Here is a 20,825-nt window from a genome sequence, read left to right on the forward strand (position 1 = left end):
CACGTGAAGACTAGATTATCTAAACAAGACTGAAAGATAGAATTACTCCATAAATTGACAGGAGTAATCCATGAAGCCTATATCTCAACATTCATCTGTTTTGCAGCGTTCGTCTATCTTTCAGCAGGCACCTATCTTCAAATACACAGTCATGGCACTAAGCCTAACCGCTCTGTTTGGCTGTAATGACTCTGAGGCGACGATAGCTCAAAAACAAACGCGCCCGATTCAAGTTATCCAACTTGAACCTCTCTCTCATCAAGTTGAAAAATCGTTCACAGGCAAATTGCAGTCATCAGAAACCGCTGGCGTTGCGTTTCGTGTACCTGGCACTATTCAAAAAATGATGGTCTCGGTTGGTGATTCAGTTAAGAAAGGCCAACCACTTGCGCAGTTAGACCCTCATGATTATCAAGTCGCGTTAGAAGAGTTACAAGCACGAGCACTCGAAGCGAAATCTGCACACAAATTAGCGAAATCCGAACTTGTACGAGTAAAACAAGCCATCGCTGATAATGCGATTGCCGATGTTAATCTAGACCGTGCAATCAGCGGTTATGAACGAAGTGAAGCGGCGGTTAAAGTCGTAGAACAGAACATACGCCGTGCGAAAGATTCGATTCGTTATACCAAGTTGCTCGCACCCTTCGACGGCGTTGTAGCGGCATCGAACTTCGATCAGTTTGAACAAGTTCTGCCGGGCATTTCGGTTTTCACCATCCACAACCCAGATCAGCTTGAAGTTAAAATCCAAGTCCCAGAAAACTTGATTCATGAGTTCCAACCGAATCAAACCGCTGTTATCAATTGGTATGGTTCAGAGGAAAAGCTGATTGGGTACGCCGCTGAAATTGCCACGTCACCTCATCTTATCAAGCAAACCTACGCGGTTACCTACCATGTAGAGACAACCAACAAGTCAGTGTTGCCAGGAAAAGCCGTCACACTGACAACTCAACTTGGCGAAGCTAGCAACAATTTCTGTTTACCGTATTCAGCGTTGGTGAATCAATCTGGCATCGAGCAAGTATTCACCGTTCAAAACGAACAAGCGCATGGCGTGACTGTGGACGTGGTTTCAATGTCTCAAAATACCGTGTGTGTTGAATCAACGCTCAACGATGGCGATTTCGTCGTGGTGAGTGGTGCTCAGTACGTCATGGAAGGCCAACACTTCTCCGATATTCAAGTTAAGAGTCTGTAGGTAAATCATGATGAATCTAGCTGATTTTGCGATCAAACAACGCACCTTCATCCTGTTTTTCACTGCATTGAGTGTTATCGCAGGCCTGTTTTCTTACTTTGATCTTGGCAAGCTCGAAGATCCAAGCTTCACCATCAAAACGGCCGTCGTAGTAACGCTCTACCCCGGTGCTTCTGCGGAAGAAGTGGAACAGCAAGTTACTGATACCGTCGAAACTAAACTGCAAGAGATGGGGTCATTAAACCGACTTCGTTCACTCTCTCGCCCTGGCATGTCGATGGTGTTTGTCGATCTCAAAGAGTCTCTTAATTCAAAGGCACTTCCTCAAGAGTGGGACTTATTGCGTCGCAAAGTATCTGACATGAAGCTGTTATTGCCTTCGACTGCACAGATCAGTGTCGTACAAGACGAGTTTTCTGAAGTCTACGGCATGCTTTTCTCTATCCACAGTAAAGATGCATCGCCTGCTGAACTAAGACGTTACGCAGAAGAGTTGCAACGTCGAATTAAAACCGTCGATGGTATTAAGAAGATCGAATTACACGGCGTTCAACCACGCGTTGTTCATATCGACATCCCAGATGAAAGGTTAGCGCAATACGGCCTATCTATCACACAAGTTTGGTCGCAGCTGAATACGCAAAACATGGCCTTCGATGCCGGTAAGTTTTCAGCAGGAACTGAACGAATCCGAGTTCAACAGTCGAGTGAGTTTGGTTCATTAGACGACATCAAAAACCTGATGATCAAAGGCGGCGTGAGTGAATTAGGAACTAGCTTAATCCGCTTAGGCGATATTGCAGACGTCACAATGGGCTACCAAGAGCCAATGATGACAGAGAACCGCTACAACGGCGTACCAGCAGTCACATTAGCGATGAGCCCAGTCACCGGCGTAAACGTGGTATCACTTGGTGATGAAATCAATCAAATCGTCAGCGATTTTCAAGCAACCCTGCCGTTAGGTGTTGATATCGCGACAGTTGCTAACCAGCCGGAAGAAGTTCAGAAATCGATCGACAACTTCGTAAGTAACTTGCTAGAGAGTGTCGCGATTGTATTCATCGTCCTGTCTATATTCATGGGGCTAAAAAGCGCAACGATTGTCGGCTCAAGCTTACTGCTGACTATCTTGCTGACGCTTATCTACATGAACATCGCTTCAATCGATTTACACCGAGTTTCGCTAGGTACCTTCATTCTTGCGCTTGGTATGTTGGTAGATAACGCCATTGTCATCACCGATATGATGATTGTGAAAATCAACAAAGGCATCGACCGAACCAAAGCCGCAATCGATTCTGTTAAAGAGACCGCTACACCACTCTTTGGTGCGACAGTCATTGCTATCATGGGTGCGAGCCCTGTTATCTTTTCAAAAACCGATGCCGCTGAGTTCGCAAGCTCAGTATTCCTAATTATCGCCTCTTCACTGTTGTTGTCATGGTTTGTCGCAATGACCTTCACAGCTTTGATGTGTTGGTTTTTCATCAAGCCAACTAAGCAAGCTGACAACACCAAAGTGAGCTTATACCGTAAGAGCGTAAACTGGACGGTAGATAACCCACTCAAAGCACTGACGGGACTTATTCCGCTGATCTTGGTTACTGCATTAGCTATCCCGAATATTGCCGTTAACTTTATTCCACAAGCCGACAGACCCATTCTGTTCTTAGATTACTGGCTGCCAAATGGCGCCAAGGTTGAGCAGACCTCAGAAGACATGAAGCGTATCGAACAATGGTTGTTAGAGCAGCCGGAAGTCGAGAGTATTTCAACGTACGTTGGTGCTGGCGCTCCTCGTTTCTCAGTGACCATTGAGCCAGAGCCGTTTGACTCTGCTTACGGTCAGATCTTGATTAACGCGACCGATTTCCCTTCACTCAGCCCGCTGATTGCGCGTGGCGACAAATGGTTAATGGAAGAGTTTCCAAACGCCGATCCTCGCTTTAGAAGCTTAAAGCTTGCGACTTCGGATAAATTCAGTGTTGAAGCGCGTTTTTCAGGCCCAGATATCGAGGTACTGCACGGCTTATCTGAACAAGCGAAAGCTATCTTTGCTCGACATCCAGACACCAAGTACGTTCGTGACGACTGGCGTCAAAAGAGCAAAGTGCTAGAACCTGTCATCAACCAAGACAAGATGCGTCTTGCAGGCATTAACCGTGCAGATATTGCATTCGCGATGAAACGCGCGTCAGAAGGCATGCCGCTAGGTCGTATGAACTTAAACGACGAACTGGTGACGATTCAACTGCGTGGTACAGAAAGCTCTATTCAATCGCTAGAAACTTTGCCGGTACGTTCTTTATTGGGCATCCACAGCGTTCCACTAGGTCAAGTCATTGACGGGTTTGAGCTTACCAGCGAAGAGACCATGATTTGGCGTCGCGACCGAGTAAAAACCATCACAGCACAAGCTGGCGTTGGTCGCTACACCACACCTGCAGCAGTGAGAGACTCAGTTAAAGAACAAATAGAATCCATTCACCTTCCACACGGTTACCACTTGGAATGGGGTGGCGAATATTACGACGAGCATAAAGCGGTCAGCGATATTCTTAAACAGCTACCTAAAGCGATGTTGTTGATGGTGATCATCCTAGTTGCGATGTTTAACGGCTTCAAACAGCCAGTGATCATCTTCACCACCCTACCGCTTGCGGCGACGGGTGCAACGTTCAGCTTGTTGTTGTTGGATAAACCGTTCGGCTTCATGGCGTTGATTGGCGCGGTAACGTTGACAGGTATGATCATCAAGAACGGCATCGTTTTGATGGACCAGATCGAGCTTGAACGTAAAGACGGTCGCTCACTGTCAGACGCAATTAAAGAAGCAACCGTGAACCGTACTATGGCGATCTCGATGGGCGCACTCACCACAGCACTTGGCATGATCCCGTTGCTTAGTGACCTGCTGTTTGACCAGATGGCGGCAACCATTATCGGTGGCTTGGCTGCGGCAACCGTGTTGTCTCTGTTTGTAATGCCTGCGCTGTACAAGCTCTTCTATCGAACTGAAGAAAAAAAGACAGTGGCTGAAGCCATTAAAGATGCTGTAGTTGTACTCGATGCGACGCCTCAAACTACAAACATCGGCACTCCAACCTCATTCAACAAGGAGCAATAAACATGTATCCATTAACTAAGTTTAAAGTGGCTCCTATTGCTCTTGCCTTGTTGCTAACAGGTTGTGCGGTTGGCCCTGATTACGATGAACCGCAAACGACTATGGCTGAGACCTTCTTATATAGCCAAGGTGATGTGAACCAAGATGGCGTGAGCCAAAACGAACAGCACAACCATTGGTGGGCACAGTTCAATGATCCAACGCTCAATCAGTTAGTGGCTGATGTTCAAAGCCAGAATATCCCGCTTAAACTGGCCGCTGAGCGAATCAACATGGCGAACTCATACAAAAGCGTTGTTGAATCATTCAAAGTCCCAACCATCAATGTCGGCGGTGGTTATTACAATTACCAACTGAGTGAGAACGACTCCCTACTCGGCCCGGTATTTGGCGCCTCTGATGCGGTTGAATCAGCAACGGGGATGTCGCTGCTGGAAGCGCAACACGATGGCGGGTTCTTAGGTGCAAGCATCGCATGGGAAATGGACTTGTTTGGACGTATCGATAAGCAATCGAACGCGGCGACGATTCGAGTTGAACAAGCCGAGATATTCCAATCGGGTTTGAATACCTTGATCACTGCAGATGTCATTCACAACTACCTGCAATATCGCGGCGCTCAAGAGCGAAAAGCGATCGCACTAGAGAACATTTCCGACCAAAAGCAGACTTTAGAACTGGTCACCAAAGTTGTTCGCAGCGGCTATGGCTCGGAGTTAGATCTAGCTCAAGCCAAAGCCATGCTTGCCGCGACTGAATCCATTGTTCCTCAACTTGAAATCGCAGAGCAAGTTCACAAACAACGCATGGCAGTGTTGTTAGGCGAATCACTTACGAGCGTGAACCAACGTTTAGCGGGTGAATTTACGTTACCGAGAATGAAGGATGTGATTCCTACAGGCTTGCCTTCTGACTTGTTAGAACAACGCCCAGACATCCGAATTGCAGAGCGTGAAATGGCAGCCATTAACGAAGAACTCGGCGCAAGCATTGCCAATCGCTATCCAAAATTCTTCCTAACGGGTACGCCAGGAGTGACAGCCGGAAGTTTTGATGATCTGTTCAGTAGCGACTCATTCGGTTGGGCGGCATCTGCAGGCATCAGTTGGAATGTATTCGATGGTGGTCGAGGCGAAGCCATGGTGGAAATGAACGAAGCAAGGTTCAGTTCTGCAGCGCTTAACTACCAACACTCGGTAGACAGCGCCTTTGCAGAAGTCGATTCAAGCTTGTTTGCCTATGGCCGTAGCCAAGAAAACCAAAAGCGCATCGATGAAGCTACCCTTGCCGTCGATAACGCGGTGAACAAAGCAAAGTCGCTATACAAAGCAGGCCTAGTGGATTACTTATCGGTGTTAGACGCACAAAGACAACAAAAAGCGATGCAAGATCGCCAAGTGGCCGCCAAGCTTCAAACCGCCAACACCACGATTGCCGTGTATAAAGCCTTAGGTGGCGATTGGAAAGTCGCTAATGAAACACTGAGTGTCGAATTAGCCCACGTTAACTAGACTCTCTGTTCTCAGCTGAACGATGCAATAAGCATAATAAAAAATACCGCCGTTGATTACGGCGGTATTTTTATGAACTCGTTAACTGGCTAATAAGTTGACCAACAAGATAATCCGTTACTTTGTATCGTTACGCTTCGCCCACTCTTGTAAGGCATCACCCATAGTCAATCCTGTCGCATTGTTCATCCACTGCATAAAATCACGGTCAAATTTAAACTCTTCATCAAGCTTGGACTTAAAATATCGACGCACGTTCTGAGTCGTTTTGTAGCTGTCCGTAATGACGGTACTGTCATCAATCTGATTCTTGTGCCAATCAACCTTTTTCATGGTTTAATCTCTTCCTGTCATCTCAGTGCATGAATTATGCGTTTCGAGGGCCAAACATAATAATCGCCATACCGAGTAGTGCAACTGAGCCACCGACCAGATCCCACGTTGTCGGCTTTTCGCCATCAACAAGCCACAGCCATATCAGGGCAACAGAAATATACACACCGCCATAGGCCGCATAAACACGCCCTGTCGCTGTAGGATGAAGCGTCAATAACCAAGCAAACAACGCCAGGCTGATCGCAGCTGGAATCAATAACCAAATACTCTTGTCTTCTCTCAACCAAAGATAAGGTAGATAACACCCTACTATCTCGGCGACCGCCGTAAGTACAAAAAGACCGACCGTTTTAAATTCAATCACAACTTACCTTTATCTGTTTAAATGCAGGATACCCTCTCGCGTCTAGGGCCGACAAACGCAATAACCAGTGACTAGGAATTAGACGCATCGTTGCTGTCTGTATCTACGGTTTTGATCAGAGGACCAGCACACTCGACAAAATCACCGATATCGAAAGTATCTGGCGCATCGGCTCCGCCCGTCACACCAAAACTGCCTTTGACCATTGGATCCTTCTCAGTCTTATCTACGTCTAAAATGATCTCTACTTTATACGTGTGACCATCAGGAAGGAGTTTGGCACACTCTTCCAGTGTTGAAGCGCTAGCACTCATGCTGAAACCGAATAAACACACCGCAAGTACACTACTTTTCATTTTCAACATCATAAAACCTCTCGAAGACTATAGAAACATCATACCAACAATCGACTCATCTTCACGGGAATTGCCATAAAACGTCTAAAAAACATAACCTTGGTTATCTATGAACGCTATTTGGGCGCTTCCGACTCTGTAAAATTGGTTTTAAAAGTGAAGGCATACGGCGTATCACCGACTTCTCTGAGGTGTTCAAGTCGCTCTATCGCTTCTTCAAGTGTCGGAATATCGTCTTCTTCGATCCACCAAAGAACATAAGTATCTTCAGGTAAACGATGAAACCAATCCCCCTTTCGACGCATGAAATCACGGTGATGTGTGCGGAACATGAAGTTCTTTAACGAATCCACAGAATCCCACACCGACATGTTCACGATCATATTAGGATCATCGAAAGCTTGGATGTTGGTGGCGTCACCAGATTCATCTTTCAGACGCCAAACAAACCCTTCACTGCTTTCTGCGATTCCATTAACCAACTCTAAGTTATCGACAAACTCTTTGATTTCTGGCGCATCTAACGGGTATTTCGCCAGAGCGATATTTAACTGAGCTAATTTCATAATGTTTCTTCCTTGATAAATTATGAGTAAAACACTTCGGATACACTTAACCTTCTAAGCCCTCACTTTTATAACGAATCAAAATACTCACGCCTAGAAGTAATCTGGTATTCGTCCATCAAACTCAGAAGAGTCGTTCGAAATATACATACAATCAGAACCTACTATGCTCACAAAGCCAAGCCTGATATAAAATTGATGCTCAATGTCGCTGTGTAGGTATAAAGCCTTACAAGAATGACGAGTGAATAACTCCGTTTTTACCAAGTTGATCAACTCAGACGCATAACCTTGGTGGCGTAATTCTTGAGGCGTAGCCACAGAGCCAATACCGAAACATCCTTTTGCAAGGCCAAACATGTCACGGTAAACGATAAGAGACGACACGACTCTATCCTTCTCGACTAACACATACCAAGTGCCAGACAAGTACTTTTCACTGTTACGACAACCTGCTAAGTAATCGTCTAACGTCAAGCCATCACCCCAAACATCGAAGCCCATTGTATAAATGGAATCTAACTCGTGAAGCTGTGCTTTTCTTAAGTGCATTACTCTAAATATCCTGAATCAACTAACCCATGTAATACCACATTACCGAGACAACGACAGCCACTCATAAACTTACAGATACGAGGCAAACTAAAGAACAGCTACGCCTTCAACTTCAATCACTGAGTTAACATTAGCGCGTTCGATTATCTTGAGTAACGTCGTTTGGATTAGTTCATTATCTCGGATTTCGGTTTCACAAGAAAAACGCTCTTCTTGGACACCATCGCTCTCACCCAGCATAAATTGAACTGCGACTTCCGTTGCGAGATCTTTGGTCGTCCCGTAATACGCTAACGTGATTTTTGGGTATCCGTTGTCGCCTTTTTTAACCTGCTTCGCGATGCGTTTCTTGGCTTTATCTAAATTCATACAACTTCCTTTTAAGTCTGAAATACAAGGTGACTAGAACACCTTTTTAAACGGTAAGCAATACAATCAGCGTTGGTTATCGAGTTTCCCTAGCCTCTTGATACTAATCAAGATGGTACAGTCTTAGCGCTTTAAAGAGTGATAGCTAGAACACAGATAACCGGTTTAAGAAATATAATGACAGCGCGTAAGAGTTACGCTCCAAGAAGCGGTAGATGTTTTCGTTGTTGATAAGTTAAGGCTAACTCTAAGCACTGCTTAATAAGTGCCCTAGGAAGTGGTTCAGTTAGGTTCAAGACGATTGCCCGATTACCTTGAAATACCAATGTGCCATCGTGCAATTCTCTGAATGTGTCGACTAGCTTCGTTTGACAGTTAAAGAACAAGTAATAGTTGTTTGGCGATTTCAATTTCCAATCAATTCGAATTGGGCTGCCCGTCTTAACGCTGTAACTTGGTTCGCCCCATTTCAGAGACTCTTCGACTTCACCTAAATCCAAATCAGAGCAAAGCTCTAAGATTAATGAACGCAACTCTTCAAGCCGATCTCGAACATCATCGGGATACTCGTCGAAATGTGTTTTGATTGCTTGGTCCATTCAACCTCCGATTCATTTGTTGTGATATTAAAGTGCAGCTCACTTAAAGCATAGAACCTTAAACATTAGCGCAACTTAAAACAAAAAGTGCCAAGCCTCGTAAATCACTTTTGAGTTACCTGTTCGTTAGCGGTTTTCAACGCCAGCTTTAGACCGTCCGTATCCTTACAACCAATGTAAACATGCTTTCCATTGTTTAGGCTTAACTTCAGCGCTGAACCTATCGATGCATTATACAACCAACCATCGCTCAGCATTCGGATACCAATACCTTGATACCACTTGCTTTGATAGAACGATGTCTCTGTAATGTCTGACACTTCTACATTCTTACGCCAAAAGCCAAAGCCGAAATACCAACTTAGTACATTGTCTTTGACCTCAATGGTCATAGAGAAAAAGAGCAAAGCAATTAAACCATTGATGGCGTGAGCGATTAATGTCCCGGAGTTATTATCAGAGGTAACGACAATGAAAGCACTTATCGCAACAAGGATGAGCAGCAATCCCTTGTTGAATTCCTTATTATAAAACACAGCGACAACTCCTATAGACAACGAACAACCCACTAACTAGCCAACAGTTATCTTACTGCAGCCTTTCTAAATAATCGTAGCAAGTAATGCAGGCATACTCCCACAACCAAACCAAGTAGCATCGCCTTGATACTACCAACCCAAAGTATCAAGCCAGAATAACCTTGTCCCGGACCTAAGCCTTGTTTATTAATCACATCGACGAACATAAATCCGTTCCACAGCACATGCAGTGAGGCTGTAAATCCATGCACACAAATTGCGATGGTTCCAAGTAACTTGTACTTGCTAATGACTGGTGCGCCACAAAAAATGACAACAAGCGCAAAGGTAAAAATCAGAGGGCCAGACAATACTAAAGTGAGTGTGGTTACTTCAACGTGGCTCTCTATGCCATAACTGTATGTACAAAATACCATTGTCATTGAAAACAAAAGCGAAATGAGTGCGAACCATAGTGTTCTATTCATTGGGGTTCCCTGCCTTAATAGTGGGTTTAGGACAAATTCGATAATCGACAGGAAGAACTAATTACCAAAAATACGGCATGAGAAATGCCCTTGTTACACGACTATTCGATGGACGACTCAGACTTTCATAAACCCAATGTAACGGAAGACTTAGAACACAAACTAGATAACAAAAATACCACTCACCTTCGCACCTGACTGCATACCTTATTGAGCGCCCTGTTGAACCCAAACAACATTTTCGTTTGAAGTTGGAACCTCAAACCAAGACCAAAACAGATCTAACATTTCAGGTGTCATTTCATAAGACTTACCATTCAGTTCCGAGTTACGGCTAAATGCCCTCTGCTTACAAGTCTCAAAGGGAACATCAAGGTAGTGAACTTCGCTGTCCATACCTAGGTTTGATGCCCAGCTTGTAAAAGAATCTCGGTCTGATTTACGCCAAAAACCAAAGTCAAAAATTACCGGAACACCCAAGGAAAACAGCTGTATTGCAGAGCCCTTGAATAACCCTTGTAGCGTAGCCAGCCGGCTACCAAAAACCTCACGCTCCATATGCTCGCCATACAAAGGAATCATCCACTCATCGATCGAGAAACGAAAGGCGCCATGCTTTTCTGCAAGCGCTTTAGAGTAAGTCGTTTTACCCGAACCGATAAAGCCACATACGAAATAGATTTTAGTCATGATGCCTCTTTTGCTTATAGGTAGAGTTGCTGTGTAAAAGCGCTGACACCAAGCTTAAGCACCAAGATAAGCTTAGGATGCCAAGCGTCATAATTCATTCTTCAAAGCATTCTTACCCAGAACTTCTTGTGCATAGTGTCATCATTGTTTCAGACACAGACTGTCCTTCTATAAGGTAACAATCTGGGACTTCTCCAATCACTTCGAAACCACATTTCAAATACAAATTTTTCGCAGGAAGATTATTCGTGAGAACATTGAGATCTAACCAATCGATACTTGGGCTCTCGTTACAAAACTCAGTCACGCACTTAATCAGTTCTACACCCAACCCCTGCTTTCTTAGGCTTGAATCAACACCCATGCCCAGAAGCACACGATGAAACTTGTACTCTTCACTATAATGACGTAGGTCGATATGACCAAACACTCGTTCATTAGAGTCTTTGATTACCCAGAGCTTTCTCCAACCATGTTCACCAAGGCTTGCCTCAAAACCATTTCGAAACTTGTCTTTAAATCGTTCTGAAACTACACAACTCTCTTTAGAGATCGGTTGGAAAAGTGGAGAGTTATCATCCGCATTCTCAAGAAGCTGTGCTCCTATGTATTCGAAAAAGGATTCTAAATCTGACAAAGCGGCTTCCGATATTCTCATGTAATCTCCTTCTTACGCATGATTCTTTCTTTTAGAAGTGTTCCAATACTGCTAACGACAAACGTAAAAGCAAACGCCACCATTGGCCGATAGAAATCAAACGCACCATCTGTAAGAAAAAAGTACTGATGAATGGCAACACCAAAGCCAACCCCTAATGCCAGCTTCAAGTTCTTGAAAAGTCGTTGTTTCATGTTCATTCCCTCGCAGTAAAAATTTGGTGTATAGATATGAGCAGTGCCAACTAATTTGAACTTAATCCAATGAAAACTCTAGGTTTGGGCCGCCCCATTGATAATTCAATTTATCTGAATCTATACAACAAATAAGTAGGCCATAGTCTTCCTTTTCAAATGATCTAAGTCCCATATATCCCTCTTAGGTTATAGCGCTAAGAGGTTATAGCGTTAAGTTCGTTGCTGATGGTCACGCAACGCGTTTTTAATTTTTTTCATTGCTACGTAAGTTATTGGAGTGCACTTTTCTGGCAATTCGTCGAGGTTGAACCAACGCAACTCTCGACACAAGTTAGGTTCTGCGTTCTCTATTTTGCCAACCCAATCAAAACATAGGTAAAAGTAATGACGAATCGGCAAAGTAGGGTCAACCAATTCAGCCGCTAAATTCAATTCATTAGTGCTAACCGAAGTTTCCTCCAAAGCTTCGCGTTCTGCTGCGTCTAGAGGAGATTCACCGTCCTCTATGCGTCCAGAAGGAAAGCCCCAATACTGGTCAAACGCTTCAGTATTTTGGCGGAAGGCGAGCAATAACTGATTTCTAGAGACAAAGACAAGTTGAACTACATTTTTCATTTATATGAATCTTCCTTTGGAAAACAATACTCACGTTGAGGGGGCTACAAACGCTTGCAATACTGTAAGCTAAACTGGCAAGCATTAGAGTCTCCCTTAAACTGGTTGCTGTGCCTATAGTTATACCTTGTCTGCAAAGTAGGCCATGATTTCTTCGGTGGTCATTTCCTTAGTTTCATTGGAAAAGCAATAGTAACCAGGTCGCATGTCACTAAAATATTGCATGTCCATTTCCAACCCTTCCAAATTTGGAAACAAGCCCACTGGCATATTGTACTCGCCTGTTTCTTTGAATTTATAAAATAAGTGGGTTCCACATTCTCTGCAGAAACCTCGTGAAGCCCAAGAAGAAGATTTGTACATCTTTACTTTATCTTCACCTTCCAGTTTCACTTGAGTACCACATTTCAAAGCAAAGAACGGAGCACCACCCCAAGTTCGACATGACTGACAATGGCAAACTGTAAACTTAGGATCGATGTTTTTAGCCGTAATTTTGACAGAACCACAAAGGCAATTAGCCTCAGAATAATACATTGAAAGAGCTCCTAGATTGATGAAACATACACGCTGCCCTATTGGTGAGCCACGCAATAACTAAGCCGCTAAAAGGAACCTTAATAACTAAGACCAATGCTCAGTGAAAATGCCAAGCATTGAGAATCGGTTCTAGGCGCTTTTTCCTCTGCATTTTTTTGCAATAACTAAACCATGATTACTGCTACCAAGCAATGAAACCTCGGAGCATGTCGATAAATGATACTTAAACCATGATTGATACTGTTGCTCATTTAGTTGATTAACTTCCTGACCAATAAACCGAACGTACCCATCGGTTGCAATATGATTTTCGATACTAAATCCAGATTCAATTACCAAACTTTCAATCTCTAAAGGCTTAGCAAAGTATCCCGTTCTAAAAAATGGATCTACATCGGGAGAAGAGACCAAGCCACTTTCATTCAATTCACTTAGAATATCAGGGGAAACTAAGCTACTGGACATTTTGGCAAGCAAACCCGCCACAAAGAAACGACTGATATACGCTATCGCAACTACACCATTTGGTTTCAATATTCGATTTGCCTCTTTTAAAACTGCTTCTCGGCCTGACTTCGATTGTATGTGATAAAGCGGCCCCAATACTAAAACAACGTCTTGAGTACCGTTTTCAATAAAACTCACGTTAGTTGCATTTGCTTCGTGAACAACCAAGTCTAAATTCTGGGTCTCAGCATTATATTTAAGTTGCTCGACTAATTCTGGAACTAGCTCCACTGCTGTCACATCCATACCTTGTCGAGCATAATGAAGTGAATAGCGACCAGTAGCCGCACCAAGCTCCGTCAAACGACCTGCTGATTCGAGATAAGACCCCAAAACATTAATTGTTGTATCAAATTCAATACGCGTTATGTTTTGAGAAAGTAGACGCTTCTCTTCGTCAAATTTCGCGTAGTAATCCATATACTCTTCTTGCACGACTCACTCCTATCCAGTTCACACCAAATGAAGTAAATGACAACGTTACCAATACACTCAAACTGCCACCTAAATCACTCAAGCTAAACCGTGTTAAAAATACCAAGTGTTGGTAGTCTACTTAAGCGCTTATTATTCAAATGTTACCTTTAATGCCGCAGCTTGTTGCTCAAATAACCCATTGTCAGATTCAGAGGTAGACTTAGCTACATTTACCCATTGAACTCCTGTATCGTCAATATGACGAAACTCAATTTGTAATGCATATTTTGAACAATGAAGTAGACCAAATCCAAAGCCTACAAAAGTTAAGATAACAACTATGGCTTTAAGCCAAAGCGGGGTACTTTCAAGGCTTGGAACTGCTAGCCAAACTGCTCCAGAGAAGACAAATAGCCAAAATATTATTTGCCCCACATTGTCGAGCAAACCGAGTTTTTTAACTCTCACATCATTAATTTTTGATAAAGGGTATGAATCTTTTTTGAAGCTAAACTCTTTTTGGCTTAGTCGAAAATCTGTTTCCTTGTACATTATTTACTCCATTCGTATGACGCCAAATTAAGGTATGAACGACGCTAGCACCTTACTTAGACCATAGTGCAATCGTCATTAAACTTACTGAAATGATGATGCCATGCGTTGTGAATCACTTTTAAAGTTCTTATTGTGGTTAGTTGACCTATGCGATCACGCAATAAGCTAAAGGGAATAAACTAGCGAGTAAAAAACGACCACCTAACCCGGTACTTTCAAGCTTAGTTACAACAGTATGTTTAGAAGAGTTATTTTCAATCAAACTACTTGCCGCTACACCCGCCACATTACTTGGATCGCTGTAACCTACTTTGTGCCCCGAAAAAGAGAAGATGCTGCCGAGCCCAATAAGTAGGAGCATTGAGTAAAAGGCGTAGTCACTCAAGAACTGGATTGCTAAAGAACCTGTCAACCGTTCGAACAAATAAACAAAACCAAGAGATAGAAAGTTTGACGTAACTACAAATGACATTAACTTGTTCATTATATTTATCTTTTCCTCATTGTTACAAAACGCAAAGCTAAGGTGTGATCAAGGAAATACTGAATCTTGAGTGGACAACCTTAAACACAAACGTAACGCAAAGCGAAAATGCTAAGTGTTAGCTGCTTGCTTTAGCAACTTTCGATATGAATTTATACAGCGCACAGATGATTTAAAGGAGCCCAAGCTAATTCTTCCGAATTACCTAATTTATAACTCCAGATCCAGCCGTTTAATTCATGTTCCTTTACTAGAATGTCACCAACTATCAAACGGTGTTCCTTGGCAAAATAGTCCTCAAGTACGGTTACTTCACTGTTATTTACAGCTAACATGTGTTTTGGAACCCAGCCTTCTTTATTTTCTCCTCGGCAAAAAATCCAATTTGCCCAATCACCTTCTGGGTTGGATTCTTCTACAAACTGCAATTTTTCACCTTTTACGATTCGAATAGGTAATTCTGGATCATCCTTATAATTTTTAACGACGTTGTATTCCATAGCTTATTTCTGCTCCATTTACATAACGTTAAGCTGTGAGTGAACGTGTGCCCAAATTGGACCGAAGCGAGAATAGTATGCTTTCACGAATCATACTTAAGCGCCTTGTTAAGTTTTCACCAACATAGTTCATATGAACCGTTTCTGTTTTCAATTGCCAGATCTGAAAAGCTATTAACAATTAGATCAGCTAAAGCTAATTCAGATTCTTTATGACTAGTTAATATAGCAACAGTAAAACACCCTGCTTCTTTAGCCGATTTGACACCCGCTGGCGAATCTTCAAAGGCAACACAGCTCATCGCATTCAAACCTAGATTTTCAGCGGCAAGCACAAATGGTTCTGGGTGTGGCTTACCGATGCTAACATCTTCACCACATATCATAATCTCAGGTAACTCAAACCCGGATGCACGTAAACTTGTCTCAGCCACATTTCTTGGACCACTCGTTGCGATTGCCCACGAACACTTAGGTATGGTTTTTACAAAACTCAGTGCTCCATCAATTTCAGTAGCTGATTCCATTGCTTTTATTGCGATTTTTTTAACTACGTTTTCTTCATTCGCATTTGCATATTGAAAACCTACTAATTCTAAAGTTTCGCTAATTTTTCTGCCGTGAACGTGTGGATGTACTATTGAAAACTCAACTCCTTTTTGCAATGCCCACTCTTTCCAAATATTATTTATAACCAGTGTGGTGTTTACAAGAGTTGCATCTACATCAAATATAAAACCATTGCATGAATATCTATTTATCAAACCTATTCCTTAAATGTGCAAATACAAACGTGGAAATGAAACATAACGCCTTTAGGTACTTCCAACAACCAACGCCTAGCCGAGAGAGTTAGCACACGCTGTTTGGACAATCTCTTGAAACTCTCGGACCGTTACCTTGCCTTTAATTTTTGGCTCAAACTCTTCTTCATCGAAATAAACTATCGGGTCGACTACATCTTCGTCTTTAAGATCAACTCCAATAGCCTCTTCCATATCAACAACTACAGTTATGAGATCTAAAACATCAGTATCAAAGTTTTGATCATAAAATGTACCATCAATAGCAATTTCATCCACACGAACATCGAAAGCCTTAGCCATTGCATTTAATACTTTATCGTCTACTGCATCACAGCCATTAGCCCAAACGAAATTTGAATACGTGATTGCTAACACTGAACAGAACACAAGTTTGGGATATTTCATATTTTCCTCTTTGATGCTTAACACCCAATTAAGTAGCTAACAGCCCCGCCAATACGCAGAATTAACAAGGAGAGCTAACACCTTGTTAAGGGGTGAACAACGTAATACCAAAGATGCCGGACACCACCTTAATCACTAAAATGAAGGCTTAGTAAAAATGCCATGCATTGTGAATCACTCTTTAGTAGTCTGTCATGTGCTTGATTGAACCTTATTGATTTTTAGCCAAAACGACTCTTGGCATTGATTAGTAAAGTTCTTTTTCTTGGGCGCTATATTTAAAGCGCTCGGTTGTTCTGTTACTTCATATGAAATCCAACACTCCTCGCAAACTGCGCCCGTTACATGTCCGGATAATTCACGCTCAGTTAGCTTTTTTATAGCAACGCCATTGTTAAACTTTACGAACAAATCACTGTTTTCCATGAGAATGCCATCTTCTTCGGAAGTCTGTTTGTTTATTACTTTCTCTACTATCGACAGGCCATCAGGCTCATTTTTCATCGCCGATATATATGTGAACAAATTATTCATGACACCTGCCTGTTCGAGACTATCTGGCACATAACGCCTTGCTAAGGTTTGAGCAACGAAACACAAAATTACCACATGCCATGCGTTGAAAGTTATCATGAAGCAGCTTGCATTTATAATAAGCACTCCAATCGGGTAAGGTGAGACCAAGACTTGCTATACGTTACTTCCAAGCTCAGAATTTGGCCTCAACTTATTGCTAAAAACGAACAGACAACTAACCAAAATGCCTATCTCGAAAAGCTGACATAGAAAAGATGCTGTCTTAAACACCAGACCAGATTCCATCCAGGGCATCGCTATTTCGATTAGCGCAGCGGCAAAAACCAAAGTATACCCAACCCATTGATGCCATTTACCTAACATTGGCGAGAAATGATAGAAAGCTAACAAATAGAGCACCGAAAAAAAAGGCATTATAAACCAAGTAAAATACTCAAGAATTTCAACTAACGAGCGACCACCTTCGCCCAAAGTCGCCATTAGAATCGGGATAATAAAATTGAGTATCATGTAAAGAAACGGATAGATAAGAATACCCAAGGCAAGATACCGAACTGACTTTTTAACTCTAGTTTCCACTTGTACTACCTTCTCAAGTTGGAGTAGCGCATGACGCTTAACTCCCAATTAACTTGTGCAGCAACGCAATGCAAAGATTCTGCATTGCGTCTTAAACACTAAACCTGACTAGAAGTAATACTGCTACGCGTTGCGAGTCAGGTTAAATTGTTTGTTATAATTTCGTAACAAGTTCTATATTTGATTTATCTATTTTTAACTGGAGATGCACAACCAAACATTAGTAGTCCTGAGATAATTACTGAAGAGATCTTTAACGCACTCACCTTTAAATCACTGATTTAATTATAAAAGAGAGCTCAATATACATATAGTGGATTGTAAATCCAATAACATAAATCTAATTTTTCAATATTACGCCGACAAATCATTGATAAAGACTATGAAAGTTATAACACCAAGCGTGGTGACATCGGCGCGAAAGGTATTTCGCATATTTCTAAGTAAGGCTTCTCACCAAAAGGAGACTCTGGTAATTCAATCTCTCCATGCGATGTATAAACGTCAAACAGAGCATTACTTTTCACCAAATCACCTTCAAGCTCAGTAACCTTATCATTTGCACCACTACACCCTCGACTCTGTCCACCTGTGAAAGTTAAATAAATTTCATGCATCGACTTAACTGCAAGCGCGCAGTGAATCTGCTCATGTCGATAGAGCTTTTCAAGATATGGGCGAAACTCCTCCGCTGATTCAGGTGAAGTTTTAGACGTTTCGAATTTCGGAAGTGTATAGGTAACTTCCAGCTTAAATTCATTAATTTCGCAAGAATCATCATTCGTATGGAAGTCATATTTCCACGCGGTGTACCCGTCAAAGCCTTCATTTACTAGAAACCCAGGCCTAGCGTTAAAAGAGCGTTCAATTTCTTCAACACTATTACCGCTAATCTCATACACTTCAAACTTTTTCTCGAAGGTAAAGTCTAGCTTAACGTCAGCATTTGCCAGACAGGATGTCATTAAACAAACTATTGAAAGTACTATTTTTTTCATCATCTTCCTTGAAGCATATAACGCTAAGTTAAGCCGCCACAACGCTGATGGCACTACAATTCGCGAAGCAAGAGTGCCATGCGTTTGAGGTTGGCTTGAACGCCTTGTTATGTGACTATTAAAACATCGAGTTATTATTGGCTGACTCTTTCGGGACCACTTGAATTGAATCCCAATGCTCGACTATTTTTCCATTTGAATCGAAACGGAAAAAGTCCATCGTTACGTACTCTTCACCAGCAGGCCATGTTTGCCTTGTATGCAAAGCTACCTGATCACCTTCAGCAATAATTCTCAAAAACTCTATATCCTTTTTTGGATAGTCCCGAGACATTTCTTCAAAGTAATCTATAAAGCCCTGCTTACCATCAGCAACAACTGGGTTGTGCTGGATATAATCATCACCAACATACAACTCTACTGCTTTAGCTGGATCACCCATGTAAGCAGTTCTATAAAAAGCAATAGCATTGTCTTTGTTTTGTCTAAGTTGATTTGTCATAGCAGCCTCATGAAGGGAAGTTTCACACTAACAATATGAGATATCGAGTGCTTTCGCCAGCGATGGATTAACGCTTGTCACATAATGAATGACACGGATTCCCCCTACCGAGGTTCTGCCACACTTATATGGTACTTAAATGCATCGGAGGCACCATGTCTGATTATTCTTATTTCTGCGGTATCGACTTAGCTAAAAACCACTTCAGTCTTCATGCTGTAGACCAAAATGGTAAAGTCATACTTCATAAATCAGTAACCCGTTCTAAATTACTGACTAAAATAGTAAATATGCATTCATTGGTGTCGCTCTAATCACGTACGAAAGTGGGCACTACAAAGGTAAGCGCGTAATCCAAAGCGACTTATGCTCGACTTTGCGTTGCAGGGAAGCCTAAGAAAGTCGCAACAATCGCGTGGGTACGAAAGATAGTTGTGGCCCTTAATTCTATGCTGAGAGATGGCGCCATGTGGGATGAAAATACAGCCAACGACTAATCATTGACGCCATAGTGGTTTGTTATGTTTGTAGCCTAAGTCAATCGATTGAACTCACATATAATAGCTTTGAGACGCCTACCAAATGGTACATGCCAAACTGGATTACCTTGATCATCACTTGGATCGGACTCGACTAACTTAGTGATAAAATTTTGTAGCCTAAGCTTAACGTCACCTGTAACTTTGACTCGATAAACTTCCCTTTGTACTTCAATCCAAAGGCTTCCAGATTTTATTTTTTTATGCATCAACCTATATCGCTCACCAGCATTTATCTTGGTTTGGATATTGCCCTTCGAATTCAGAGCCGATTGGATATTTGGATTCATTTAATTCCTCCCGAAAACATAACGTCTCGCATAACGGGCTAATAATGGTTGGCCAAAATTGGTGAGGTACGAACCAAGCAAAGCTTTATTAGTCCATGCGTTGACGCGTTTGTTAAGTGTTTTGACTACGAAGCTCAATAAACTGCCTTGAAAACTCTTCTGCCAAATCTCTGCTCTCCATAATTGTAATGCTCTCATTATTATATTGAGCATTGCTCGTCCAGTTATACGAACCATGTATAACTTTGTACAAATCGATTATACAGAACTTATTATGCATTAACTTTTTTCCCCATGGAGAATTCGGGGAAACCTTCTTATATTCAATACCTCTAGAGCAAAAATCTAAACCATACTTGTCTGTAGTATCATCGTCATTCACAATCACGCGAACATTAATACCTTTTTTATGCTTTAGGCGTAACTCATTTCCAATATCCTTATCTGTGAACCACGCGACCGCTATCCAGATGGTAAATTCCGCAGATTGGATTGACTCAATTATTTGATTTTTTATTTCTTGAAAATGAGCAGCTATTTGTACAGGATCATTCAGTTCAGAACCCGAGACTTTAAAAATACCTAATTCATTTTTTTCGAAGAGGTAGCCATCGTGCTTGATAATTTCACTTAACTCGAAAGCTATATCATCGGGGTTGCTGACCTTTCGGCTATCCGGAATTGCCTCAATTAAGCGTTTAAACTCGGGTGTTCCATTAACCTCCTTCAGCCGCTCATAGGCATATTCATTTCTAGACCATGCATTTGGGAGGCCCTCTCGGTTATATTCATCTGATAGCCCGAAAGCATTGAAAAATTTAATGAGTTCTGGTCCAGACATATATGGAGTAGGAGCCCCATCGCCAGTAATGTAAGACTTTATTGCATTTAACGTAAGCTCTGAAACCTTCAACTCTTTCTCTCCTGAATGTGAAACTGATGAGACTTAACGAATGACTGTATCCCCCTCCCGAGGATCTGCCACGCTTATGTGGTACTTAAATGCATCG

The 20,825-nt window shown here is 42.2% G+C and carries 29 protein-coding genes and 2 pseudogenes; 5 read left to right on the forward strand and 26 right to left on the reverse strand.

Annotation, left to right across the window (positions count from 1 at the left end; all coding sequences use genetic code 11):
- The first annotated feature begins 70 nt into the window (after positions 1 to 70).
- Genes AACU28_RS16435 through AACU28_RS16445 form a run of 3 tightly spaced genes read left to right on the forward strand, consistent with a single transcriptional unit; the run spans position 71 to position 5,845 of the window.
- Positions 71 to 1,204 (forward strand): efflux RND transporter periplasmic adaptor subunit, encoded by a 1,134-nt coding sequence (locus AACU28_RS16435; protein ID WP_121603246.1) that lies wholly within the window; start codon positions 71 to 73, stop codon positions 1,202 to 1,204.
- Positions 1,205 to 1,214: 10 nt separating this feature from the next.
- Entirely contained in the window at positions 1,215 to 4,334 is a 3,120-nt protein-coding gene (locus tag AACU28_RS16440; protein ID WP_183091211.1) for an efflux RND transporter permease subunit, read from the forward strand.
- 2 nt (positions 4,335 to 4,336) lie between these two features.
- Positions 4,337 to 5,845, forward strand: coding sequence for an efflux transporter outer membrane subunit (locus AACU28_RS16445; protein WP_121603248.1), 1,509 nt, complete (start codon positions 4,337 to 4,339; stop codon positions 5,843 to 5,845).
- Between the two features lie 117 nt (positions 5,846 to 5,962).
- Here the strand turns inward: AACU28_RS16445 and AACU28_RS16450 are convergent, their stop codons facing one another.
- The 24 genes from AACU28_RS16450 to AACU28_RS16570 form a co-directional block, all read right to left on the reverse strand.
- Positions 5,963 to 6,178, reverse strand: coding sequence for a DUF6434 domain-containing protein (locus AACU28_RS16450; RefSeq protein WP_121603249.1), 216 nt, complete (start codon positions 6,176 to 6,178; stop codon positions 5,963 to 5,965).
- A gap of 34 nt (positions 6,179 to 6,212) precedes the next feature.
- Positions 6,213 to 6,545 carry a YnfA family protein gene (locus tag AACU28_RS16455; protein ID WP_004733816.1) on the reverse strand — a complete coding sequence of 111 codons (333 nt, stop codon included), beginning with the start codon at positions 6,543 to 6,545 and terminating at the stop codon, positions 6,213 to 6,215.
- 71 nt (positions 6,546 to 6,616) lie between these two features.
- A complete protein-coding gene (locus AACU28_RS16460; protein ID WP_121603250.1) occupies positions 6,617 to 6,913 on the reverse strand; it encodes a hypothetical protein in 297 nt (98 codons plus the stop codon).
- A 104-nt stretch (positions 6,914 to 7,017) separates the two neighbouring features.
- Complete coding sequence (locus AACU28_RS16465; protein ID WP_004733818.1) at positions 7,018 to 7,467, reverse strand: DUF3291 domain-containing protein; 450 nt, start codon at positions 7,465 to 7,467, stop codon at positions 7,018 to 7,020.
- 93 nt (positions 7,468 to 7,560) lie between these two features.
- Complete coding sequence (locus AACU28_RS16470) at positions 7,561 to 8,019, reverse strand: GNAT family N-acetyltransferase (RefSeq protein ID WP_102488034.1); 459 nt, start codon at positions 8,017 to 8,019, stop codon at positions 7,561 to 7,563.
- Positions 8,020 to 8,109: 90 nt separating this feature from the next.
- Entirely contained in the window at positions 8,110 to 8,391 is a 282-nt protein-coding gene (locus AACU28_RS16475; protein ID WP_017077829.1) for a hypothetical protein, read from the reverse strand.
- 194 nt (positions 8,392 to 8,585) lie between these two features.
- Positions 8,586 to 8,990 carry a DUF1801 domain-containing protein gene (locus tag AACU28_RS16480; protein ID WP_121603251.1) on the reverse strand — a complete coding sequence of 135 codons (405 nt, stop codon included), beginning with the start codon at positions 8,988 to 8,990 and terminating at the stop codon, positions 8,586 to 8,588.
- 104 nt (positions 8,991 to 9,094) lie between these two features.
- A complete protein-coding gene (locus AACU28_RS16485; protein WP_121603252.1) occupies positions 9,095 to 9,547 on the reverse strand; it encodes a hypothetical protein in 453 nt (150 codons plus the stop codon).
- Positions 9,548 to 9,573: 26 nt separating this feature from the next.
- On the reverse strand, positions 9,574 to 9,996 hold the full coding sequence (locus tag AACU28_RS16490) for a hypothetical protein (protein ID WP_017063908.1): 423 nt from the start codon (positions 9,994 to 9,996) through the stop codon (positions 9,574 to 9,576).
- Positions 9,997 to 10,203: 207 nt separating this feature from the next.
- On the reverse strand, positions 10,204 to 10,686 hold the full coding sequence (locus tag AACU28_RS16495) for an AAA family ATPase (RefSeq protein WP_121603253.1): 483 nt from the start codon (positions 10,684 to 10,686) through the stop codon (positions 10,204 to 10,206).
- A gap of 112 nt (positions 10,687 to 10,798) precedes the next feature.
- Positions 10,799 to 11,344, reverse strand: a complete 546-nt coding sequence (locus AACU28_RS16500; protein WP_121603254.1) for a GNAT family N-acetyltransferase — start codon at positions 11,342 to 11,344, stop codon at positions 10,799 to 10,801.
- Positions 11,341 to 11,538: a hypothetical protein gene (locus AACU28_RS16505; protein ID WP_102249980.1), complete on the reverse strand. Its 198-nt coding sequence runs from the start codon at positions 11,536 to 11,538 to the stop codon at positions 11,341 to 11,343. Before AACU28_RS16505 ends, AACU28_RS16500 begins: the two co-directional genes overlap by 4 nt.
- 213 nt (positions 11,539 to 11,751) lie before the next feature.
- Positions 11,752 to 12,156 carry an NUDIX domain-containing protein gene (locus AACU28_RS16515; RefSeq protein ID WP_054543306.1) on the reverse strand — a complete coding sequence of 135 codons (405 nt, stop codon included), beginning with the start codon at positions 12,154 to 12,156 and terminating at the stop codon, positions 11,752 to 11,754.
- A gap of 120 nt (positions 12,157 to 12,276) precedes the next feature.
- The gene (locus tag AACU28_RS16520; protein WP_102441528.1) at positions 12,277 to 12,693 is read right to left on the reverse strand and encodes a GFA family protein; all 417 of its coding nucleotides are present in this window, start codon (positions 12,691 to 12,693) and stop codon (positions 12,277 to 12,279) included.
- A 132-nt stretch (positions 12,694 to 12,825) separates the two neighbouring features.
- Positions 12,826 to 13,638 carry a class I SAM-dependent methyltransferase gene (locus AACU28_RS16525; RefSeq protein ID WP_102456829.1) on the reverse strand — a complete coding sequence of 271 codons (813 nt, stop codon included), beginning with the start codon at positions 13,636 to 13,638 and terminating at the stop codon, positions 12,826 to 12,828.
- A gap of 132 nt (positions 13,639 to 13,770) precedes the next feature.
- A complete protein-coding gene (locus tag AACU28_RS16530) occupies positions 13,771 to 14,172 on the reverse strand; it encodes a hypothetical protein (RefSeq protein WP_102441526.1) in 402 nt (133 codons plus the stop codon).
- A gap of 148 nt (positions 14,173 to 14,320) precedes the next feature.
- The gene (locus AACU28_RS16535; protein ID WP_017083684.1) at positions 14,321 to 14,659 is read right to left on the reverse strand and encodes a hypothetical protein; all 339 of its coding nucleotides are present in this window, start codon (positions 14,657 to 14,659) and stop codon (positions 14,321 to 14,323) included.
- A gap of 152 nt (positions 14,660 to 14,811) precedes the next feature.
- Complete coding sequence (locus AACU28_RS16540; protein WP_121603255.1) at positions 14,812 to 15,159, reverse strand: SH3 domain-containing protein; 348 nt, start codon at positions 15,157 to 15,159, stop codon at positions 14,812 to 14,814.
- Positions 15,160 to 15,275: 116 nt separating this feature from the next.
- On the reverse strand, positions 15,276 to 15,920 hold the full coding sequence (locus tag AACU28_RS16545) for an HAD-IA family hydrolase (RefSeq protein ID WP_061024348.1): 645 nt from the start codon (positions 15,918 to 15,920) through the stop codon (positions 15,276 to 15,278).
- Positions 15,921 to 15,998: 78 nt separating this feature from the next.
- Positions 15,999 to 16,370, reverse strand: coding sequence for an acyl carrier protein (locus tag AACU28_RS16550; RefSeq protein ID WP_061024103.1), 372 nt, complete (start codon positions 16,368 to 16,370; stop codon positions 15,999 to 16,001).
- A gap of 192 nt (positions 16,371 to 16,562) precedes the next feature.
- Entirely contained in the window at positions 16,563 to 16,934 is a 372-nt protein-coding gene (locus tag AACU28_RS16555) for a hypothetical protein (protein ID WP_228607527.1), read from the reverse strand.
- A gap of 126 nt (positions 16,935 to 17,060) precedes the next feature.
- Positions 17,061 to 17,486 (reverse strand): hypothetical protein, encoded by a 426-nt coding sequence (locus AACU28_RS16560; RefSeq protein ID WP_017083679.1) that lies wholly within the window; start codon positions 17,484 to 17,486, stop codon positions 17,061 to 17,063.
- Positions 17,487 to 17,875: 389 nt separating this feature from the next.
- The gene (locus AACU28_RS16565) at positions 17,876 to 18,484 is read right to left on the reverse strand and encodes a DUF922 domain-containing protein (protein WP_121603256.1); all 609 of its coding nucleotides are present in this window, start codon (positions 18,482 to 18,484) and stop codon (positions 17,876 to 17,878) included.
- A 118-nt stretch (positions 18,485 to 18,602) separates the two neighbouring features.
- Complete coding sequence (locus tag AACU28_RS16570) at positions 18,603 to 18,986, reverse strand: nuclear transport factor 2 family protein (RefSeq protein WP_059019760.1); 384 nt, start codon at positions 18,984 to 18,986, stop codon at positions 18,603 to 18,605.
- Between the two features lie 155 nt (positions 18,987 to 19,141).
- Here AACU28_RS16570 and AACU28_RS16575 point away from each other — a divergent pair.
- Positions 19,142 to 19,279 (forward strand): annotated as a pseudogene (locus AACU28_RS16575) (IS110 family transposase); the annotation flags it as partial.
- Positions 19,279 to 19,483: pseudogene (locus tag AACU28_RS16580) on the forward strand (IS110 family transposase); the annotation flags it as partial. The pseudogenes AACU28_RS16575 and AACU28_RS16580, both read left to right, overlap by 1 nt.
- 35 nt (positions 19,484 to 19,518) lie before the next feature.
- Here the strand turns inward: AACU28_RS16580 and AACU28_RS16585 are convergent.
- Positions 19,519 to 19,815: a hypothetical protein gene (locus AACU28_RS16585; RefSeq protein WP_017083627.1), complete on the reverse strand. Its 297-nt coding sequence runs from the start codon at positions 19,813 to 19,815 to the stop codon at positions 19,519 to 19,521.
- 112 nt (positions 19,816 to 19,927) lie between these two features.
- Positions 19,928 to 20,728, reverse strand: a complete 801-nt coding sequence (locus AACU28_RS16590) for a phospholipase D-like domain-containing protein (protein WP_121603257.1) — start codon at positions 20,726 to 20,728, stop codon at positions 19,928 to 19,930.
- Positions 20,729 to 20,825 lie beyond the last annotated feature (97 nt).

The sequence above is a fragment of the Vibrio sp. SBT000027 genome, assembly GCF_963894355.1.
Classification (GTDB): Bacteria; Pseudomonadota; Gammaproteobacteria; order Enterobacterales; family Vibrionaceae; genus Vibrio; species Vibrio splendidus.

Excerpts from the sequence above, each read along its gene's own strand:
- AACU28_RS16435 (WP_121603246.1), top strand. The coding sequence starts at position 71 with ATGAAGCCTATATCTCAACATTCATCTGTTTTGCAGCGTTCGTCTATC.
- AACU28_RS16440 (WP_183091211.1), top strand. The coding sequence starts at position 1,215 with ATGAATCTAGCTGATTTTGCGATCAAACAACGCACCTTCATCCTGTTT.
- AACU28_RS16445 (WP_121603248.1), top strand. The coding sequence starts at position 4,337 with ATGTATCCATTAACTAAGTTTAAAGTGGCTCCTATTGCTCTTGCCTTG.
- AACU28_RS16450 (WP_121603249.1), bottom strand. The coding sequence starts at position 6,178 with ATGAAAAAGGTTGATTGGCACAAGAATCAGATTGATGACAGTACCGTC.
- AACU28_RS16460 (WP_121603250.1), bottom strand. The coding sequence starts at position 6,913 with ATGATGTTGAAAATGAAAAGTAGTGTACTTGCGGTGTGTTTATTCGGT.
- AACU28_RS16465 (WP_004733818.1), bottom strand. The coding sequence starts at position 7,467 with ATGAAATTAGCTCAGTTAAATATCGCTCTGGCGAAATACCCGTTAGAT.
- AACU28_RS16470 (WP_102488034.1), bottom strand. The coding sequence starts at position 8,019 with ATGCACTTAAGAAAAGCACAGCTTCACGAGTTAGATTCCATTTATACA.
- AACU28_RS16475 (WP_017077829.1), bottom strand. The coding sequence starts at position 8,391 with ATGAATTTAGATAAAGCCAAGAAACGCATCGCGAAGCAGGTTAAAAAA.
- AACU28_RS16480 (WP_121603251.1), bottom strand. The coding sequence starts at position 8,990 with ATGGACCAAGCAATCAAAACACATTTCGACGAGTATCCCGATGATGTT.
- AACU28_RS16490 (WP_017063908.1), bottom strand. The coding sequence starts at position 9,996 with ATGAATAGAACACTATGGTTCGCACTCATTTCGCTTTTGTTTTCAATG.
- AACU28_RS16495 (WP_121603253.1), bottom strand. The coding sequence starts at position 10,686 with ATGACTAAAATCTATTTCGTATGTGGCTTTATCGGTTCGGGTAAAACG.
- AACU28_RS16500 (WP_121603254.1), bottom strand. The coding sequence starts at position 11,344 with ATGAGAATATCGGAAGCCGCTTTGTCAGATTTAGAATCCTTTTTCGAA.
- AACU28_RS16505 (WP_102249980.1), bottom strand. The coding sequence starts at position 11,538 with ATGAAACAACGACTTTTCAAGAACTTGAAGCTGGCATTAGGGGTTGGC.
- AACU28_RS16515 (WP_054543306.1), bottom strand. The coding sequence starts at position 12,156 with ATGAAAAATGTAGTTCAACTTGTCTTTGTCTCTAGAAATCAGTTATTG.
- AACU28_RS16520 (WP_102441528.1), bottom strand. The coding sequence starts at position 12,693 with ATGTATTATTCTGAGGCTAATTGCCTTTGTGGTTCTGTCAAAATTACG.
- AACU28_RS16530 (WP_102441526.1), bottom strand. The coding sequence starts at position 14,172 with ATGTACAAGGAAACAGATTTTCGACTAAGCCAAAAAGAGTTTAGCTTC.
- AACU28_RS16535 (WP_017083684.1), bottom strand. The coding sequence starts at position 14,659 with ATGAACAAGTTAATGTCATTTGTAGTTACGTCAAACTTTCTATCTCTT.
- AACU28_RS16540 (WP_121603255.1), bottom strand. The coding sequence starts at position 15,159 with ATGGAATACAACGTCGTTAAAAATTATAAGGATGATCCAGAATTACCT.
- AACU28_RS16550 (WP_061024103.1), bottom strand. The coding sequence starts at position 16,370 with ATGAAATATCCCAAACTTGTGTTCTGTTCAGTGTTAGCAATCACGTAT.
- AACU28_RS16565 (WP_121603256.1), bottom strand. The coding sequence starts at position 18,484 with ATGAAAAAAATAGTACTTTCAATAGTTTGTTTAATGACATCCTGTCTG.
- AACU28_RS16570 (WP_059019760.1), bottom strand. The coding sequence starts at position 18,986 with ATGACAAATCAACTTAGACAAAACAAAGACAATGCTATTGCTTTTTAT.
- AACU28_RS16585 (WP_017083627.1), bottom strand. The coding sequence starts at position 19,815 with ATGAATCCAAATATCCAATCGGCTCTGAATTCGAAGGGCAATATCCAA.